The organism is Sphingomonas sp. DMC6 (genome assembly GCF_056314225.1).
The window spans coordinates 1-19,202 of the sequence record NZ_JBQUYT010000014.1 but is presented as its reverse complement, the minus strand read 5'-3'; the positions used below and the strand labels follow the sequence as shown (position 1 = coordinate 19,202).

Annotated in this window: 14 protein-coding genes, 1 tRNA gene and 1 rRNA gene; 8 read left to right on the top strand and 8 right to left on the bottom strand. The window is 65.4% G+C overall.

Features of this window, described 5'->3' with window-relative positions; all coding sequences use genetic code 11:
• Positions 1-288: 288 nt before the first annotated feature.
• The 4 genes from ACT53M_RS19165 to ACT53M_RS19150 all read right to left on the bottom strand — a co-directional run bounded on the left by ACT53M_RS19165 (position 289) and on the right by ACT53M_RS19150 (position 8,125).
• Positions 289-2,970: a glycoside hydrolase family 2 TIM barrel-domain containing protein gene (locus tag ACT53M_RS19165; RefSeq protein ID WP_476235473.1), complete on the bottom strand. Its 2,682-nt coding sequence runs from the start codon at positions 2,968-2,970 to the stop codon at positions 289-291.
• Positions 2,971-3,028: 58 nt separating this feature from the next.
• Positions 3,029-3,991, bottom strand: a complete 963-nt coding sequence (locus ACT53M_RS19160) for a creatininase family protein (protein ID WP_476235472.1) — start codon at positions 3,989-3,991, stop codon at positions 3,029-3,031.
• 78 nt (positions 3,992-4,069) lie between these two features.
• Positions 4,070-7,006: a TonB-dependent receptor plug domain-containing protein gene (locus ACT53M_RS19155; RefSeq protein WP_476235471.1), complete on the bottom strand. Its 2,937-nt coding sequence runs from the start codon at positions 7,004-7,006 to the stop codon at positions 4,070-4,072.
• A gap of 195 nt (positions 7,007-7,201) precedes the next feature.
• On the bottom strand, positions 7,202-8,125 hold the full coding sequence (locus tag ACT53M_RS19150; protein ID WP_476235469.1) for a LysR family transcriptional regulator: 924 nt from the start codon (positions 8,123-8,125) through the stop codon (positions 7,202-7,204).
• Between the two features lie 114 nt (positions 8,126-8,239).
• Between ACT53M_RS19150 and ACT53M_RS19145 the strand changes: the two genes are divergently transcribed.
• From ACT53M_RS19145 to ACT53M_RS19110, 8 genes are read left to right on the top strand one after another with little or no spacing between them, the layout of a single operon-like run.
• Entirely contained in the window at positions 8,240-10,669 is a 2,430-nt protein-coding gene (locus tag ACT53M_RS19145) for a TonB-dependent receptor (RefSeq protein ID WP_476235467.1), read from the top strand.
• A gap of 11 nt (positions 10,670-10,680) precedes the next feature.
• Positions 10,681-11,796 carry an FAD-dependent oxidoreductase gene (locus ACT53M_RS19140; protein ID WP_476235466.1) on the top strand — a complete coding sequence of 372 codons (1,116 nt, stop codon included), beginning with the start codon at positions 10,681-10,683 and terminating at the stop codon, positions 11,794-11,796.
• Between the two features lie 18 nt (positions 11,797-11,814).
• Positions 11,815-12,717: a VOC family protein gene (locus tag ACT53M_RS19135; protein ID WP_476235464.1), complete on the top strand. Its 903-nt coding sequence runs from the start codon at positions 11,815-11,817 to the stop codon at positions 12,715-12,717.
• A gap of 3 nt (positions 12,718-12,720) precedes the next feature.
• On the top strand, positions 12,721-13,878 hold the full coding sequence (locus ACT53M_RS19130; protein WP_476235462.1) for an alpha/beta hydrolase family protein: 1,158 nt from the start codon (positions 12,721-12,723) through the stop codon (positions 13,876-13,878).
• The gene (locus tag ACT53M_RS19125; protein WP_476235460.1) at positions 13,875-15,059 is read left to right on the top strand and encodes an MFS transporter; all 1,185 of its coding nucleotides are present in this window, start codon (positions 13,875-13,877) and stop codon (positions 15,057-15,059) included. The genes ACT53M_RS19130 and ACT53M_RS19125 overlap by 4 nt, the downstream gene beginning before the upstream one ends.
• Positions 15,060-15,071: 12 nt before the next feature.
• A complete protein-coding gene (locus ACT53M_RS19120; protein ID WP_476235459.1) occupies positions 15,072-15,635 on the top strand; it encodes a cupin domain-containing protein in 564 nt (187 codons plus the stop codon).
• 2 nt (positions 15,636-15,637) lie between these two features.
• Positions 15,638-16,564 (top strand): NAD-dependent epimerase/dehydratase family protein, encoded by a 927-nt coding sequence (locus ACT53M_RS19115; RefSeq protein WP_476235457.1) that lies wholly within the window; start codon positions 15,638-15,640, stop codon positions 16,562-16,564.
• Positions 16,555-17,517 carry a fumarylacetoacetate hydrolase family protein gene (locus tag ACT53M_RS19110; protein WP_476235455.1) on the top strand — a complete coding sequence of 321 codons (963 nt, stop codon included), beginning with the start codon at positions 16,555-16,557 and terminating at the stop codon, positions 17,515-17,517. The genes ACT53M_RS19115 and ACT53M_RS19110 overlap by 10 nt, the downstream gene beginning before the upstream one ends.
• A 387-nt stretch (positions 17,518-17,904) precedes the next feature.
• Here ACT53M_RS19110 and ACT53M_RS19105 read toward each other — a convergent pair whose 3' ends face one another.
• From ACT53M_RS19105 to rrf, 4 genes are all read right to left on the bottom strand, one after another.
• A complete protein-coding gene (locus ACT53M_RS19105) occupies positions 17,905-18,393 on the bottom strand; it encodes a tyrosine-type recombinase/integrase (protein ID WP_476235526.1) in 489 nt (162 codons plus the stop codon).
• A gap of 2 nt (positions 18,394-18,395) precedes the next feature.
• Positions 18,396-18,500 (bottom strand): hypothetical protein, encoded by a 105-nt coding sequence (locus tag ACT53M_RS19100; protein WP_476235524.1) that lies wholly within the window; start codon positions 18,498-18,500, stop codon positions 18,396-18,398.
• A gap of 268 nt (positions 18,501-18,768) precedes the next feature.
• Positions 18,769-18,845, bottom strand: a tRNA-Met gene (locus ACT53M_RS19095).
• Positions 18,846-18,931: 86 nt separating this feature from the next.
• Positions 18,932-19,046, bottom strand: a 5S ribosomal RNA gene (gene rrf, locus ACT53M_RS19090).
• Positions 19,047-19,202 lie beyond the last annotated feature (156 nt).

The following is a 19,202-nucleotide window of genomic DNA, read 5'->3' as shown; positions in this document are numbered from 1 at the left end:
GATCCTCGCCGAGGGCAAGAAGGACCCCGCTCTGGAGCAGCGGCACGAGAAGCTTCGAAACGAAGCGCTGGCGGAAAACAGCTTAGCCAAATCGTCCAGGAATATTGCACGAAGCGGCGACGCGACGGCGACCGGGCCTGGGCCCCGGCACCGCTTCGCGTTGCGAATATCTCCTCAGCCTGCTGGTTTTGGCGGTGCCTCAAACAATCACCCGACGCAAATATCGACATCGCTCGTTCCTCAGCGTGGGGTGTTTAAGTTCGGTTCGGCCGCCCCCAACGCTGTCGATCAACTCGGTCGGATGCTGATGCCAGCTACCAGGGCGTCACCCCCGACCGGCTTGAATTCCAAGACCATGTGCCCCCCGCTGCTTCGCGCCGTGAAGCTGCGGAAGACTGCCTTGTTCGCGCCGCCACCCGCTTCCTTCGGCGCAAGCCGCTCGATCACGGACTGGCCATTTGCCAGCACCTGGAAGCTGCGCGTGGCCTCCTTCGCCGCGTCCGGCTCGAAGGTGGCGATCGTCACCGTCCAGTTCCCGTCCGGCAGCGGCACGTCATAGGCGAAAGCCCCCTCACGATAGCTGCCGAACAATGCCGGCATATCCGTGCCTTCCACCTTGGGGGGCGGCGCCATCGGGTTGCGGCCGGACAGGACCTTGGCCGTGCCGCCGCGGAAGAAGTTGTCCGAGCCATAGCGGTCGCCGCCCATCACGCTGCCGGCAATGGCGCCGACATCGATAAACACGCCCTTCCGGGGATCAGGCGCGTTCCAGTCGAGCGCATCGCTGATCTGCTTGCCGCCGATCGTCGCGGTGGCGACTACATGGTTGGGCCCGGGTGTCAGCGCCACGCGGTGCCAGGAACAGATGTGATCGGGGCAAGCGACCTCCCCCACCGGCTTCCCGTTCACCGTCAGCGAAACGCGGTCGGCATTGGAATAGGCGCGCACGTCGACCACGGAATAGGCGCGATCGACATAGCGTCGGCTGTTCAGATGCAGCGTCGGCGTGTCCGTCCAGCTGGCCTTTAGGAAGTAGAAGGCGTCCTTGCGCGTCTTGCGATCATAGGAGACCAGCCCCTTGGTGTTGATGTCGGTCGCGTCACCCTCGTTGCGCGTTGTCGTCGCGAAGTCGAACAGGTTCCAAAGCCAGCTCGCCGCCAGATAGGGGCGGGCGCGGATTTGTTTCCAATTCTCCTCGATGACGAGGCTTTGATATTCTTCCGGCTGCGGGCGGCCATATGCTGCAACCGGCCCGCCCAATGGATTATCGCTATGCTGAGTCATGGCGCCGCCGGCGCCATATTCGCTGAGCGCGATCGGCAAATCCGGATGCCTGGCATGCAGCGCGTCGAGTGCTGGCCCCACGCCGTCGAGCGCGCCGTAATACCAGCCGAAATAGCGATTCACGCCCATCACCTGGGTGATGCCGTTGAGGCTCGGCGCGCCCTTCATCGACAGCATCGAGGGCGTATCCTCGCAGCAATCGGCATAGACGGTCGGACGGCTCGGATCCTCAGCGCGGGCCAGCGTGTCAAGCTGCTTCAACATCGCGCCTGACTGGGCCGGCCCGCCGCCGCCCTTGCGCGCGGCATCGATCGCGGCGCCGATATCGGCCTCGTTGCCGACCGACCAGAGCAGAATCGAGGGATGGTTGTAGTTCTGCCGGATCAACTCGCGCAGCTGTTCCTCGGCATTGGCGACCGTGGCGGCGGCCGGAGCCTGGCTCGGCTCGACATTGGCTTCTTGGACGAAGGGCAGTTCGGCCCACACCACCATCCCGGCCTTGTCGGCCGCGTCGGACCATTCCTGGGCGTGCTGGTAATGGGCATGACGGATGGTGTTCGCGCCAATCTCCAGCGCGAAGGCCATGTCGCTGGCATGGTCCTCGGGCGTCAGAGCCCAGCCCTTGCCTTGTACGTCCTGATGCCGCGACACGCCATGCAGCGGCGTGACCTTGCCGTTGAGCACGAGCCCGCGATTGGGATCGAAGACGAAGCTGCGGATGCCGAGGGACTGGACCTGCCGGTCGATCACGCGCGTACCCTCGCGCAGCTCGCTGACGACGCGGTAGAGATAGGGATCGGCTCGGCCCTGCCAGAGATGCGGCTTGGACACGGTGAGGCTGCGCTCGACCGACGATGCTTGCCCCGGGGCGAGCGTTACGGCCGCGCGATCGGTGGCCGCAATCTTGCCGCTGGCGTCTTCAATGGTCGTCACCAGCGTCAGTGCGCGACGCCGGGTGCCAAGGTTGCGCAACAACGTCTTCGCTGCGACCTCTGCGCTTGCTGGCGAGATGCGGGGCGTGCGCAGATATACGCCCGGGCCGCCATGGTCGCCGAGATCGATATGTGCCGTGTCGACCGCCAGCAGCCGCACGCCGCGATAGATCCCGCCTTGCACGAAGAAATCCCCGCCAAGCGGGATCACATGCTCGGTACTGCTGCCGGGCGCGGAGGCGCTGTTGTCGGCGCGCACGGCGAGGATATTTGCGCCAGGCCGAACGAAAGCGGTCACATCCAGGCGAAACCGCCCAAACGCGCCGGCATGGCTCCCGACATGCCGGCCGTTCACCCAGATGTCCGCGACCTTCGAAACACCGTCAAACTCCAGGAACAGCCGCCGACCGCTGAGCGCCGCCGGGACGGCGAAGCTACGGCGATACCAGCCCTTGCCCTGGCGCATGTCGGCATCGGCGGCGCGTGCGAGCGTATAGCTACCGACCCTGTTCCAGGTGTGCGGCACGGCCACCGGCTGCCATGCCGCATCGTCGAAGCCGGCGGCGGCAGGCGCGTCGTCGCTGTCACCAAAATGGAAGCGCCAGCCTTGGGAGAGATCGAGCACGACGCGCGGATCGCTGCTCGTAGTCGTCCTTGTCGGCTTCACCATCGGGGCCTGCGCCCAGATTTGCGGTGCGAACAGCGTCATAGCGGAACACAGCAGGACAGATGCGATCGCGGAACGCTGTACCATACCGATTTCTCTCTCCATCCGGCGCACCCTGGCCGCCATTCATTCAATGTTCGTGATATCAGCGTGCCGCAGAGGGAAGCAGACTGCCATATTTCTTTTCCAGCTCCTTCGTGAATTGGTCTCGCTTGCGCAAAGCTTCCAGCATGCCTTTCACATCGAAAGAGTCGACCTGCGCCTTGATCATCGCGGCACCTTCCCTGCCCCATTGCGCGCGTTGCTCGGGCGTCACATTCTCCACCCAGCCGCCATGCTCAACTGGATCGGCGTAGAAGCTGCCTGCCGGTGTGCCGTTGAACGGCGGCACGATCCGCGAAAGGTTGCTCGGGTCGTGCGCGATGTTGTGCTTGGGCTGGCTCAACCCGGTGGGAATGTCGTTCAGCCGCCCGACGAGTTCATAGGCGCCGAAGGTGACGAGCTGCCGGCCATTGGCGGGGCCGTCGCCGAAACCAGGGCGGCCTTCGCCGGGCTTGAACGCGCGGACCATGCCGGTGTCCATCCAGAGCACCGGCACGTGATATTCGTCGAATGTTTCGCGGACCAGCGGCAGCAGCGTGTTGCCCGAAGGGCCGTGCGACGAGAGGAACACGATGCGCCGGAAGCCCTGGCGGATCAGCGAGCGGGTCAGCGCCTTCAGATACGGGAGGCTGTCCGACGTGGAGACATAGACCGTCGCCGGGCTGGTGGTGGTGCCGCCTGGATAGAAATAGGCGAGATAGGGCATCACCAGCCCATCGCCCTTCGCGGCGAGTTCCTGCGCGTACGCGAGCGGGATGACATATTCCACGTCGGTCGGCGCGCCGCCGTTCTGTTCCACGGGACCAACGGGTACGAAGATCACGTCGTTGCGCTTGAGATATTCGCTCACTTCCCAGCCGGTCAGCGTAGTAAGCATGCGGCTGCGCATCTGCGGCACCGGCTTGCTGGCGGGCTGGGACTGCGCAACCGCCGCCCCTGGCGTGAGCGCGAATGGCAGCAGCGCGAGCGCAAGTGCAGCGCGGCAAGTGTTCAGAAGAGTCTTCACAGTTCCGTACTCCCCAAAATGTCGAGCAAAGCGTCGCAAAGATGGGGCGACCGGATCGGTCGCCCCCAGGCAAGGAGCTTAGAACTGAAGCCGAATGCCGATCCGGTAGCTACGGCCAAGCAGATCGTAATAGGCGTTGTTGCCGATCGCCGGCAGCGGCGGATCCTGATCGAACAGGTTGTTGATGGTGCCGTAGAGCTCGATCGGCTTAGCCTCGCTTGCCAAATTGTAGCTGAGATTGAGGTTCACATATCCGCGCGCCGGCACGATGTTGTTGTTGATGCTGTTGACCAGAGTCGGGCTGTAGCTGGGGTCGTCGGGCCCGATGAAGCCGTTGTTGAAGTGGCCGCGGCTGATCCAGCGATACTGAACGTTGGCGCCGAACTTCTTGTCGCGATAACCAACATTCGCGTTCACTGCCCAATCGGGCACACCGCTGGTGCCGCCGAAGAAGGAACCGGTCTGTCCTGCGCGATTGATGCCGGTGGGGAACAGCAGCGAAACGTCGAAGGTCGAGCGGAACTCCAGCGCCCGCGTCGCCTGTGCGCCAAAGGTCAGGCGGCCCGGGGCGTTGGCGATGATCTCGTCGAGCGGCTGGACATAGGAGGCAGCGATGTCGATCCCGCGCGTCTTGAACTCGGCAAAGTTCGCGTTCTGCGACAGGACGGAGAGCACTGCGCCGTTCACCGGATCATTGTTGGCAAAGGTGATCAGGCCGCAAAACGGATTGGTTAGATCGGCGGTGCCGGTGCCAAGGCAGTTAGTAAGCGCCGTGGCGGCACCCGTCGCGCCGATCGCATCTCGGATCTTGATCCTGTAGTAATCGACCGAAAGCTGCAGCCGGTGCGCGAAGCGCGGGTTGAGCACCGCGCCGACGCTGAAGGTATTCGATACTTCGGGCTTCAGGCCAACATTGCCGCCGGTGATCGAATCATAGGTGTACGAAGGCTTGCCAGCGAAGGCCGGGCGGAGATCGGCATAGAGCGGCTTCGGTACGGTCAGGACCGCGGCGGTATAGAGCTCGGGCAGGCTAGGCGCGCGGATGTCGCGCGACAGCGTCCCGCGCAGGAGGAGGTCGGGGATCGGCTTCCAGACCAGGCCGGTCTTCCAGGTGGTGACCGCGCCGGAAACGCTATAGTCGGTGCGCCGGATCGCGCCGTTGAAATCGAGCGAGCCGATGCCCCAGTCCTTGCGCAGCAGCGGCACGATCGTCTCGAGATAGGCTTCCTTCACCGATTGCCCCACCTGAGGGAAGTTGCGCGGCGTGCGGGCCATGAACGCACCGGCCTGGCTAAGTGCGTCGACGTCGGTACGGAAGGTTTCGCGACGAAACTCCACACCGGCTCCGATGGACACAGGCCCCGCCCAGGTGGAGAATGGCTCTCCGTTGATGTTGGCGGACGCCTCCACCAGCGTGGTGACAGCCTTGGCTGTGGAGGTGCCGAATGCATAGGCATAGGCCTCCGGCGAATAGCTCGCCTTGCCGAGGATGTTGATTGGCTGACAACCCGCCGCGCGCGCGGCGGCGCTGTTGCACACCGTCTGGCCGTTGAGCACCACCGCGTCGATAGCGTTGCGGAAATTCGCAGTGATCGCAGTGTTGCTCTGCGCCTGAGTGCTGGTGTTCCGGCTCGCCTGCGCGCTCACGTCCCATCGCCAGCCATCGCCGAGATCTCCCTTCAGACCGGCTTGGCCGACGATCGTCTTGCTGCGGATGTCCATCTTCGGTGGACCGAAATCATACCCGAGATAGCCGATCGACAACGACCCGTTGGCGGGGATCTGGGCGAGTTGCGCCGGAGTGAGTGCCGCCTGCAGATAGGGATTGTTGCGGCTGATCGTCAGGAAGCTGGTAGTGCCGCCGGTCGCGGCGCGAATTTCCGCGCTCAGGTTCTTGGTGTCGACGTCGGAATAGAGGCCGCGTGCCCAGAGCTGAATATGGTCGGTGATCTGGAAATCGGCGTGCGCGACGAGGTTATAGCGCTCCGTCTTCGGTCGCAGCACCTCCACCGGCAGGACGTTCGAGCCACCGATCATGCGGGTACCGATCTGCCCCTGGAACTGCCCGGCGTTGAACGGCGTCGCCGTCACGGTGCCATTCGGGCCGGCGACGAACTGCAGGTTTCGCAGTCCCGCGGGATTGCTTGCCACAGTGGGCGTGATCAGGCCGCCTGTGGTCAGCGTTCCGTAATAGATGCCGCTGCCAATGAAGTTGGCTGGCGTGCCTGCCGCCCGGCCCGCGCCAAAGGCGACGCTGGTGGTCGCCGAACGGCCCCAGGCGCGCTGGTCGTTGAAGGTGCCGGTGCCGTCGTTCTTGTTGTACTCGCCGCCGATCACAAAGTGTCCGCGTCCGCCGGCGAAGCTGGTGCCCTTGGCAAGCGACACGAACTTGTCGGTGGCATCGCCATAGCGGGTCTGGCCCCATTGCAGCGTCGCCTTGAACCCTTCCAGCCGCGTATCGAGCTGGAGGTTGACCACGCCAGCCACCGCGTCTGAACCATAAGCGGCCGAGGCGCCGCCGGTGACCACATCGACGCGGCCGATCAGTGCCGCCGGGATCAGGTTGAGGTCGGTTGCGCCCGCGACGGTGGCGCCGGGCAGATTGACTGCCGGCAATCGCATCCTGTCGAGCAGGACCAGCGTGCGCACCGGGCTCAGGCCTCGCAGATCGATATTGTTGGCCCCTGAGTTGCCGATACCGCCGGCTTCTGGCGACTGGGTACGGCGAAAGGCGGGAAGCTCGTTGATGACGTCGGCCACGTTGACGGCAGCGCGCGTCTTCAAGGTGTCTGCACCGACCACCAGAGTCGGGCTTGGCGCGACGAAGCCACTGCGATCAATGCGCGACGCGCTGACGATGATCTCGTCGGTCTGCTGATCGGCAACCTGGCTTGCTTGTGCATCTTGTGCAGCGGACGCGGCCTCGGGGGTGCTCGATGGCTGCTGCGTTTGGGCCTGAACTGGCACAATGTACGCGAGCGTGCTCGCCCCCGCCGCCCATAGGAATGTGCGCATAACCTCTCCCGTTTGTTATTGGTCATACCAATGCCACGCTAGAGGCCTGACCATCAAAGTCAAAGAAGTGATGGATTTTGATAAACCGCGTTGATGGCTTTTAGGCACGCGACATAAAATTGATGTAGCAAGAAGCCAATAAGCGTTCGCAAGGCGGCTGTCCTACATGGGGCGGATCGCTCACTGTGCACTTGCTTATGTATCGAAACACTCCGCCGCCGCCGTCGCGCCGGCATGATGCCGGAGCCGCTCACGCAGCCAGACCAGCCCGCGATCGCTCGCCCTGGCGCGACTGAACTGGATCAGTTCCCGCATCTTGGGAAGCGGAAAGGGCGGCGGCGCGATCGCAAGCGGAAGCTTGCCCATGAAAAGACGTGCGAGCCGGGCATGGACGAGCGCGATCCGCTGCGTGCCGGGCAGCAGCCAGGGCACCAGCGTGAACGACGTCACGGTCACCTCGATGCGCCGGATGTCGCCGCGCGCGCGGACGAACTGCTCGACAAAGGCCGGCGTGTTCGAAAGCTCCACCACTACATGGCCGGCGGCCTGATACTCGGCCTCCGAGATCGGCTTGGCGAACAGCGGATTCTCGGCCCAGCCGAGCAGGACATGGTCCTCCTCGAACAGCAGCTCCGTCGGATGGCCGTGTGCCTGAAATTGCTCGGGCGAGATGATGCAATCAACCTCGCCGCGCTCCATCTGCTCGGTGGCGCCGGGATGCGGCGGGATTACCGAGCAGCGGATGCCGGGCGCCTGCACCGCCATCTCCGCAAGCAGCGGCTGGATGGCGATGGACGTGACATAGTCCGACGCCGCGATCCGAAAGCTGCGCCGCGAAGTCCGCGGATCGAACAGTGTCGAGCTGGAGATCAGCGCCTGGGCATTCGCCACGATCTCGGCTACCCGGGGAGCGAGTTCCTGCGCATGGGGGCTCGGCACCATCTGCTTGCCGTTGGCAACGAGAAGCGGATCGTTGAACGAGTCGCGTAGCCGCCGCAGCGCCGCGCTCATCGCCGGCTGGGTGAGATGGAGACGCTCGGCCGCCCGGGTGACGCTGCGTTCTTCCATCAGCGTGTGGAAGGCGACGAGCAGGTTCAGGTCGAAGCGATCGAGCCGCATGCATCAATCCTATGACTGGATAATCATAAAATAATAAAATTTTGATTAATGTCAAAAGCGACCCATTCTCGGCAGCGGCGGACAAACAAAGATCCGCGTATCAGGAGAATGGATGTGAATCGGGCATGGAGGCGGACCAGTTCGATACTGGCGCTAACGATCGCTGGCATCGCGACGCAGGCGCACGCGCAGAGCGAGGCACCCACAGCCGGCGAGACGTCGCAGCAGCAGCAAGCAGGCCAGGCAGGCAGCGCGGCGGACAAGCAGGGGCTGCAGGAAATCATCGTGACCGCGCAGCGCAAGGCGGAAAATCTCCAGCGCGCGGGCATTCCCGTTGCGGTGGTTACTGGCGATCAGCTGGTCAGCAAGGGCCTTACCAGCTCGAACGAACTGGGCAATTCGGTGCCGTCGCTCAGTGCGCAGCCGCAGGGCGGCGCCAACACCACCTTCTTTCTGCGCGGCGTCGGCAATTTCACCGTCAACGGCTATAGCGACCCCGCGGTCGCCTTCAATTATGACGGCGTCTATCTAGGCCGCGCGACTTCGACCTCCGGCATCTTCTACGATCTCGATCGGGTGGAGGTGCTCAAGGGGCCGCAGGGCACTCTGTACGGCCGCAACGCCACCGCTGGCGCGATCAACGTGCTGCCGGCCCGCCCAAAGATCGGCGAGAACAGCGGCTTCGTCACGGCGAGCTATGGCAATTACGACGCGGTCAACGTCCAGGGCGCGGTGAACGTCGCGATGGGCGAGCATGGCGCGATGCGCATCGCCGGCAATGTGGTGAGCCGGGACGGCTACCAGAACGACGGCACCAGCGACGAGAAGACCCAGGCGCTGCGCGTCCAGTTCCTCAGCGAGCTGACGCCGGACCTTACCGTGCGCGTCGGCGGCGATTTCTCGCATAGCGGCGGCAAGGGCCCGGGCTCTACCTATGCCGGCCGGATCGTGTTCAACGGCACGACCAATCTGTTCGTGCCCTCCGGCTTCGGACCGGACAGCGGGCTGTTTTCGGCCGATGCCCAGGCCTATCGCCAGACGCTGTTCAGCGGGCTTGCCGGTCGCACCCTCACACCGCTCGACGTGCAGCCCTATCTCGACAACAATTACTACGGCGCCAATGCCGAGATCAGCCTGCGCACCGGCGCGGGGACGCTGACCGTGATCCCTGCCTGGCGCTATTCCAAGCTCGACAATCGCTTCGCGGTGCCGGCCTTTTACGGCGATGTCGCCGAGACCGACGAGCAGAAGAGCCTGGAAGTCCGCTTCGCCGGCAAGCGTATCGGCATCTTCGATTACATGCTCGGCGCCTATTATTTCGACGAGTCCGTAGCGGCGACCTATCTCTATGCCCAGCAGGCGCTGAACGCCTATCAGCAGTTCACCTCGGGCACCAAATCCTATGCCGGGTTCGGCCGGCTCACCGCCAATCTGGGCGATCGCCTGCGGCTGATCGGTGGCCTGCGCTACACCAAGGACGACAAGGACTTTGATGGCCGCGCCGATGTCTTCCTCGTTCGCTGCCTTGCGGTCGTGCAGGGGCGGCCTAGCTGCCCGACGGCGCCGCTGCTGCCCTCGACCGGCCGCTACCAGGACCTGCCGACCTCGATTTACCCCAGCGTGCCGGACAACCAGGCGCGGCCGATCGGCGCGACGGGCGCGCTGTTGATCCACGCGGTGACGCCGGTCAACACAACGCTGTCGAACGACCGTCTCACCTATCACCTCGGTGCCGAGTTCGATGTCGGTCTGCACTCGCTGCTCTACGCCAATTACGAGACCGGCTATCGCTCGGGCGGCTTCGCCCTTTCGGCCGGATACGAGACGTTTCAGCCCGAATATATCGACGCCTACACGATCGGGATGAAGAACCGGTTCTTCGACAACCGGCTGCAGCTGAACGTCGAGGCCTTCCTGTGGAAGTACCGCAACCAGCAGGTCAACCACACCGGGATCGACAAGAACGGCAACCAGGGCCAGTTCACCGAGAATGTCGGCAAGTCGACCAACAAGGGCGTCGAGGTGGAGGCCCAGCTTCTCGCCACGCCGACGACGCTGCTCAGCGCGAACGTGCAATATCTCGACGCGAAATATGACAGCTTCGTCTATCGCGAGCCGATCGGCGCCACGCCGCCGGTGACCGGCTGCCCCTATCGTGTCAGCGCGACGCCGGGGACTTACGATATCGATTGCTCGGGCCGCACCGCCTATCTGTCGCCCAAATGGACGATGAACCTCGGCGCGCAGCAGACGGTGCCGCTGGGGGACTACAAGGCCGTGCTCTCGGCCGACACGCAGTACCGCTCCAGCCGGGTGGTCGGCTTCGAATATATGCCCAACCAACTGGTCGGCGCGACCTGGGTAAGCAACGCCCAGATCGCCTTCGGCTCGGCTGACGATCGCTGGTCGATCGCCGCCTATGTCCGCAACATCGAGAACGAACGCTACCAGGCAAGTGCGCAGATCTACAGCGCCGGCTCGGCCGCGCTCGCCGTCTATTCGCCGCCGCGAACGTACGGCGTGCGGGTCACGTCGAAATTCTGAGGAAAGTGTCCATGCAGTCTCTCAAGATCCTCATCATCGGCGGCGGCATTGGCGGGCTTACCGCCGCCATTGCGCTCCGTCAGAAGGGCTTCGCGGTCGAGGTGATCGAGCGCGATCCCGACTGGTCGGTGTACGGGGTCGGCATCATCCAGCAGGCCAATGTGCTCCGCGCGATGAAGGCGCTGGACCTGCTCGACGATTATCTGGACGCGGGCGTCGGGTTCGATGCGGTGGAGATCTTCCGGCCGGACGGGGTGAAGGTCGCCCGGGTACCCGCGCCGCGGCTGCTCGAGGGGTATCCCGCCAATGTCGGCATCGGCCGGCCCGCGCTGCACAAGGTGCTGGGCGACCGCACGATCGCGCTCGGCGCCGAGGTGCGCCTCGGCATCACCGCGGAGACCATCGTCGACGATGGCGAGCAGGTCGCGGTGACGTTCTCCGACGGGAGCAGCGGGATCTACGATATCGTGATCGGCGCGGACGGGGTCTATTCGCAGACCCGCACCACCCTGTTTCCGGATGCCGAGCGGCCCCAGTTCACCGGCCAGGCGGTGTGGCGCTACAATTTCCCGCGCTTCGCCGACCTCGATGCGCTCCAGGTCTATAACGGCCCGACCGGCGTCGGCTTCGTGCCAATCAGCGACAGCCTGATGTACATGTATGTAACGACGCCGGAGCCGGACAATCCGCGCTATCCACGCGAAGGGCTGGCCGCGACCATGCGCGCCAAGCTGGCCGAGTGTGCGCCGGCGATCCGCGCGCTCGCCGAGCAGATCACCGACGATGACGGCGTGGTCTATCGGCCGCTGGAAGGCATGCTGATCGAGGGGCCGTGGCATCGCGGCCGCGTGGTGCTGCTGGGCGATGCCGTGCACGCGACCACCCCGCATCTGGGGCAGGGCGCCGGCATGGCGATCGAGGACAGCCTGGTCCTTGCCGAGGAGCTCGATCGGGCCGAGACGGTGGAGGCGGCTTTCACTGCGTATCGCGCCCGCCGCTTCGATCGCTGCGCCTATATCGTCCGCCAGAGCCTGGCGATCTGTCACGGCCAGCTCGGCAAGGGTCCACCGGTCGATAATGCCAAGGCGACTGCCGAGATGTTCGCCCTCACCGCCCAACCCATCTGACACTCAGGAAGACCGTTCATGACCCGCGTTACCGAGATCCGCTATGTCGGCTATGCCGTCACCGACTTCGATGCCGAGAAGCGCTATTATGAAGAGGTATGGGGTCTCGAACCCGTCCCCAGCGAGGATGGCCTCGCCTGGTTCAAGGCGCAGGGGCATGACGAGCATCATGTCGTCCGCCTCCGTCCGGCCGAGGAGAACCGGATCGACGTGATCGCGCTGGCCGCAGACAGCCGCGCCGATGTCGACGCGCTTCATGCGCGAGTGATCGAGGCCGGCTGCACGATCGCGCGCGCGCCCGCCGATCTCACCACGCCCGGCGGCGGCTATGGCTTCCGCTTCTTCTCGCCCGATGGCCTGTTATTCGAAGTCTCCAGCGACGTCGCGCGCGGCCAGCGCCGCGAGATCGCCCGCTGGGACGGCGTGCCGGTCAAGATCAGCCACATCGTGCTGCACTCGCCGGACCATCAGGCGGCGGTGAAGTTCTTCACCGACGTCCTCGGTTTCAAGGTGAGCGACTGGCTCGGCGACTTCATGTGCTTCCTGCGCTGCAACTCCGCGCACCACCGCATCGCGCTGCTGCCCGGGCCGGCCTGCCTCAACCATGTCGCTTATGACATGGAGGGGATCGACGGCATGATGCGCGGCGCGCACCGGCTGAAGCTCAACGGCATCAACATCGGCTGGGGGCCCGGCCGACACACCGCCGGCAACAACACCTTCAGCTATTTCGTGACGCCGAGCGGCTTCGTCACCGAATATACCTCGGAGCTGGAAGAGGTGGATTTCGAGGCCCATCAGCATCAGGTCTACACGCCCGCGCCGCTGATCATGGACCAGTGGGGCATCGGCACCGGCGGCCCGCAGACGCTGCCGCACCCCGCGCCCAATCCCGGGCTGTTCGTGGCAGTGGAGGCCTGATCCGTGGCGTTGTTCGAATATTTCCCGAACTATATCTGGAATCTGTCGGTTGCGATCGCGATGGAGAGCGGCGGCCAGATCGGCGAACTGGTCGACATGTGTCAGCCGATCAAGGATGCGGCCGCCTCGGGCGCCGACGCCGGCACGCCGCAGTTCATGGCGCAGTGGGTCGCGATGGCCGACAAGCTGATCGAGCTCGCCGCCGAGGACGAGGCGCGCGGCCGCGCCTTCTCCGCCTCGACCAAGCTGGAGCGTGCCGCGCTCTATTTGTTCACTGGCGAGCGGATGCAGGGCCACGGCCATCCCGGCCGCAAGGAAACCTATGCCAAGGCGCGCGCGACCTTCGATCGCTCCACCGCGCTCGGCAAGATCAATCGCGAGCGGGTGGAAATCCCGCTCGAGACCGGCACGATGCCGGCGCTCTACACCCGCGCGCCGGGCGCGGGCCCGAAGCCGGTCGTCGTCTATTGCAACGGCCTCGATAGCTGCAAGGAACTGCTCTACTGGTCGCGATTGCCCGAGGCGCTGGCCCGGCGCGGCGTCTCCACCCTCTGCGTCGACCAGCCCGGATCGGGCGAGGCGCTGCGGTTGCAGAACCTGCCCGTCGATCCGCATTCGGAGCATTGGGCTTCGAAGGCCGTCGACTGGCTCGAACAGCAGCCGGACGTCGATCCCAAGCGCATCGGGATGACCGGAATCTCGCTGGGCGGCCATTTCGCGCCGCGCGCGGTCGCCTATGAACCCCGCTTCGCCTCGGGTGCCTGCTGGGGCGCCAATCACAATTGGGCGGAGGTGCAGCAGAAGCGCCTGAAGCGCGAGGGCGAGAACCCCGTGCCGCATTACTGGGCGCACGTCATGTGGGCATTCGGCGCGACGGACATGGACGACTTCTTCGCCAAGGCGGCCGACATGAACCTCAACGGCCATATGGATGGCGTGAAGGTACCCTTCCTCGTCACCCACGGCGCGAAAGACCGCCAGATCAGCGTCCAGTACGCGCACGACTGCTACGACCAACTGGTCAACAGCCCGAAGCGCGAGCTGAAGATCTTCACCGCGCGCGAAGGCGGCGTAGAGCATGTCGGCGCCGACAACATGTCCTATGGCCGCGATTATATCGCCGACTGGTTCGCCGAAACTCTCAGCGGCCACACCGCATGAACCGGGTAGCAGGAGCGCAGGTCGCGTCCAGCCGGCATGCGGTCCTGCTTATCCTCACCGCGATTATGCCCACCATGGGCATCGTCGCGCTGGTGCCGGTGCTGCCGCTGCTGCTCCGCGAGTTCGCAGGCGTGCCGGGATCGGCGGTGCTGGTGCCGGTGGCGCTGACCATCCCGGCTTTGTGCATCGCCTTGTTCTCGCCGGTCGCGGGTGCGCTGTCGGACCGGCTCGGGCGCAAGCCGGTGCTGCTCCTCGCGCTGCTCGTCTACGGCGTGATCGGCGCGTTGCCGTTACTGCTGCAGGATCTGGCAGCGATCATCGCCGCGCGCGCGGTGATGGGGCTCGCCGAAGCGGCGATCATGACGATCTCGACCGCGATGCTCGGCGACTATTTCGACGGCGCCCGGCGCGAGCGCTGGCTCTCGGTCCAGATGGCGTCGGTCAGCGTCAGTGCGATCGCGCTGGTCGCGATCGGCGGCGCACTGGGTGAGGCGCTGGGATCGCGAGGGCCGTTCCTGCTATATCTCGTCGCCCTGCCGATTGCGATCGCCGTCGCGGCGATCCTGTTCGAGCCCGTTCACCGCACCGCCCATGCTAGGCCCAAGGCTCGGTTGCCGCTGGGGTCGCTCCTGCCGGTGCTGCTGATCACGCTCGCGGTAGGCGTGCTGTTCTACACGATCATCGTCCAGGTCGGGCCGATCGTCGCGCGCAGCGGCGTCACCTCGCCGGCGCTGATCGGTATCGCTGCCGCCGGTACCAATCTCGGCGTGGCGATCGGCAGCATCCTGTTCGGCCGGTTCAAGGCCTATGCCGGGCCGCGACTGCTCGCCGCCGGGCTGGCACTGGTCGCGACAGGCTATGCCGGCGCGGCGCTGGCGCCCGGCTTCGGGCCGATCACCGGCTTTGCCGTCCTCGCCTGCGTCGGCAGCGGGGTGATGCTGCCCAACATGCTTGCCTGGGTGATGCGCCGTCTGCCCGCCGCCGCGCGCGGGTCCGGGACCGGCGCCTGGACCGGCGCCTTCTTTCTCGGCCAGTTCGTCGCACCGCTCATCACCGCGCTGCTGGTGCCCGTCATCGGCGGGCTACCGCAGACCCTGCTCTTCTACACCGGGCTCGCGCTCGCCGGGGCGGTCGCCGCCGCGATTTCCGGCAGCCGCGCCCCCGATCCCAGCCCAGCCTGAAGGAAAAACACGATGGAAAACCCCGTTCGCCGCGTCGTCACCGGCCATGATGCCCAGGGTCGCGCGATCATCCAGGAAGACGGCGTGGTGCCGCGCGTGCAGCGCATCGGCGGCGCAATCGGCCCGCTGTTCCACGAGGTGTGGAACACCCAGGCGACGCCCGCGCCCATCGACGCTGCTTCGGGCGAGCCGCACGAGGACGGCATTGTGCTTGCACCCCCGAAGAACGGCACCCGCATCCGGGTGCTCGACATTCCGCCCGAAGGCGACGGCATCCGCAACATGACCCCGGAAGAGGCGCGCGCGCACTTCGCCGAAGTCGGCGCCGGCAGCGCCTCGGCGCATGGCGAAGGCTCACGCCACGCGCTGATGCATCGCACCGAGACGATCGACTATGGCATCGTCCTCGAAGGCGAACTGGTGCTGATCATGGACGAGGGCGAAACTACCGTGCGCGCCGGCGACATCGTCATCCAGCGCGGCACCAACCATGGCTGGGCGAACCGCTCGGACAAGAATTGCCGCATTGCCTTCATCCTGATCGACGGCGCGTTCGACGAGCAGCTGAAGCGCTGACGATGCGAGTGACGATCACCGGTGCCGACGGCTTTGTCGGCCGGGCAGTCGTCCGGCGGCTGCGCCAAATGGGTGCTGCCGCCGAGCTGTTGCTGGTCGACCGGGCTTTCGCTGAGGCCGGTCCGGAACGCCGGCTGGAAGGCGATCTGACGGACCCTGCTATTGTCGCGGCAGCGACGCACGACTGCGATGCGTTGCTGCATCTGGCGGCACTCCCCGGTGCTGCTGCAGAACGCGATCCGGCTGCCTCGCGGGCGATCAATCTTGACCTGCCGCTGCGGCTGATCGAGGCGATGGAGGGTCGGCGTCTGGTGCTGGCCGGCTCGATCGCGGTGTTTGGTGCGGCGCCAGCCGGGACGGTCGATGATTGTACCGTGCCGGTGCCGGACAGCGTCTATGGCACGCACAAGCGCATGGTTGAACTCGCCTTTGCCGATGCAGTACGCCGCGGCGCCATCGCCGGCGCCGTCCTGCGCCTGCCCGGGATCGTCGCGCGTCCCCCGGCGGCCAGCGGCTTCGGTTCCGCCTTCCTCAGCGACCTATTCCATGCGGCAGCGGCGCGCCGGTCCTGCGTTATTCCGGTGGCACCCGATGCTACCAGCTGGCTTTGCTCGGCTCGTGCCTGCGCGGCCAACCTCGCCCGCGCTGTGCTCGGCGACGGCGCCGAGCCTGCCCCGGTGACCCTGCCTGCACTGCGGGTGCGGATGGGCGACCTGGTCGCCATTCTCGCGCGCCGTTTTCCCGGCGCGGCGATCACCCATGCCGAGGACTCGGCGCTGCGCCGCACCTTCGCCAGCTACCCCCCGCTGACCACGCCGCGCGCAGCGGCGCTGGGATTCACCGCCGAACCGGACCTCGACACACTCGTCGATGCAGTTCTGGCCGATCTATCGCCGCCCCCGACACAAGGATGCCCGCAATGCGCCTAGCCACCCGCGACAATGGCACGCCCGACGGCGAACTCGTTCTGGTCTCTGCGGACGGCACGCGTTGCATGTCCGCCGGACCCGATGCGCCCAACCTGCTGTCGGCGCTCGAACGGTGGGACGCCGCCGGTCCGGCATTGCACAGGGTCGCGGCGTGCCTCGGCGCCGGGGAGGGCGAGCCGCTCGACCCGGCCGGCCTCCGCGCGCCGCTGCCGCGCACCTGGCAATGGCTCGACGGTTCGGCGTTTCCGACGCATGGCGAACTGATGCAGCAGGCCTTCGACCTGCCCCCGATCGAGACCGACAAGCCGCTGATGTACCAGGGCATGAGCCACCAGTTCCTCGCACCTACCGAGGACGCGCCGTTCCCCTCCGCTGCCGACGGCATCGATTTCGAGGGAGAGTTCGGCGTGGTCACCGGCGCCGTGCCGATGGGCTGTTCGGCCGAGGACGCGCTGGCGCATGTCTGGCTGATCGTGCTGATCAACGACTGGTCGTTGCGGACCATCGCGCCGGTCGAAATGAAGACCGGCTTCGGCTGGATCCAGGCCAAGCCGGCGTGCAGCGTCGCCCCGTTCGCGGTGACGCCGGACGAACTGGGCGATGCCTGGAAGGACGGCCGCGTCTGCCTCCCGCTCACCGTGACGGTCAACGGGGCATGGTTCGGCAGCCCCAATGGCAGCGCCATGGCCTATGGCTTTCACGAACTGATCGCCCACGCCGCCCGCACCCGCAGCCTGCCGGCGGGCACGATCATCGGATCGGGCACGGTCTCCAATGCCGATCACGCCGTGGTCGGATCCACCTGCATTTCCGAGCGCCGGGCCATCGAGCGGATCGCCCACGGCGAATTCCGCACCAGCTTCCTCGGGCGCGGCGACCGAGTGGCGATGCAGGTGGGCGAGGACGCTGCCTATTTCGGCCGAATCGAGCAGCGGGTGCGGGTGGACGACTGATGCATTGTCCCTCGAAAGCCGCACTGCACCGGCCAGCGTTTGCTCCTTTTGCGGGTCAGCAATCTGTAAAAGCCGTATGCGGTACTCTCCAAGGAGCCGCTATTCGCCTGTCGCCGCTAGGTCTTTTCGCAATCGTCGCAGTTCACGCCATCTGGGCTAGGTCAAGAGGCTCCGACTGAAGCGGCTCGTTCCCCACCCTCAAGAACCCGCAAACGTGATCCGCCCAGGCCTGCAGCATTCGCCTGCGGGGTGAAGGTAGGTCGCGCTGTTGTAGGGATGCGGACGTCGTCAAGATCGGCATGGGCAAGCGCCAAAGCGGTTCGGTGCCGTCGAGCCCCTCGAACTCCTCCCAGCAGGCAAGGCGGGTCTCATTGGTGCGCGCCCAGGTCAGCAGTGTGAACAGCGACGCAGCGCGGGTAACGGCGCGGCGCCGCGGGTTCTCCTCACCGTCATAGTCGTGATCCTGCGGACCAGCGCCGGCAGCTCCTGCAGCCCCTCGCGCGCCATATGCCGCCCCCGCGGCTTGGGCTTCAGCAAGTCCGACAGATAGGCGGCCGGATCCTGATCGGCCCAGCCCTGCGGAATGGCAAAGCGATAGATCTGGCTGACATGCTGCTTGATCCGCCGGCTGACGTTGAGCGCACCGCGCGCTTCGACGGCCCGCATCATCGCGAGCACGTCGGCACTGGTGATGGAGTGAAGCGGCCTATCACCGAGCACCGGAAAGGCATCGCGCTCAAGCCGTGTCATCAGCCGCTGGGCATGGCCTTTGTCGAGATTGCCCGCGCGGTTCTCGTGCCACGCCCGTGCTGCCTGCTCGAAGGTTTTACCTGCCGGCGGCGTGTTGCTGGCGCCGGGGCCCCTCCCCTGCCCCAGCGCTACCCGCGCCTATCGGGGTAGCGACCAAAGGAGAGCAGCTTCTCCTTGCCGTGGAAGCGGTACATCATCCGCCGGAGGTTCGAGCCGTTGGGCCGGACGAGCAGGTACGGGCCCTCGCCATCGGGGAGCTTGTAGTCCTTTTACCGCCTGGTCGCGTAGCGGACTTCGAGTTCCTTGCGCGCCATCTGGGGGTACCCTGCTGGGATTGCGGCGAGTACCCCAGAAAATACCCCCAAAGCAGATCGACGCCCTGGCGTTCGGTGGGGTCCAGAGCGGCGCGTTGAGAGCGGAACGACTCGGGCGCAAGCCCTGGAAAACGCGCACAAAAAAACCGCCTCAGGATGGACTGAAGCGGTTTGGTATGTGTGGGATTGGTTGCGGGGGCAGGATTTGAACCTGCGGCCTTCAGGTTATGAGCCTGACGAGCTACCGGGCTGCTCCACCCCGCGCCAATGCTGGTTGCCCTTTTGGGCAGAACGGGGGACATGTGAATGGGTTTTGTTTGTACTTCCGCAAGCGCGACACGGGCTTCAATGCCTGGCGGCGACCTACTCTTCCATTGCTTGAGCAATAGTACCATCGGCGCTGTCTGGTTTCACGGCCGAGTTCGGGATGGGATCGGGTGGGTCACAGACGCTATGGCCACCAAGCAATGAAGCCGGTGTGGCGTTTGGGAAATGGGTTTCAAATCGTGCACAAAGGCTGGATTGTCATCCACCCGGGATATCAACAACCCAGGGTTGTCGATGGGGGTGTGAAACTCTCAAGCGCGAAAAGAGCAATTAGTATCGGTTAGCTCCACGCGT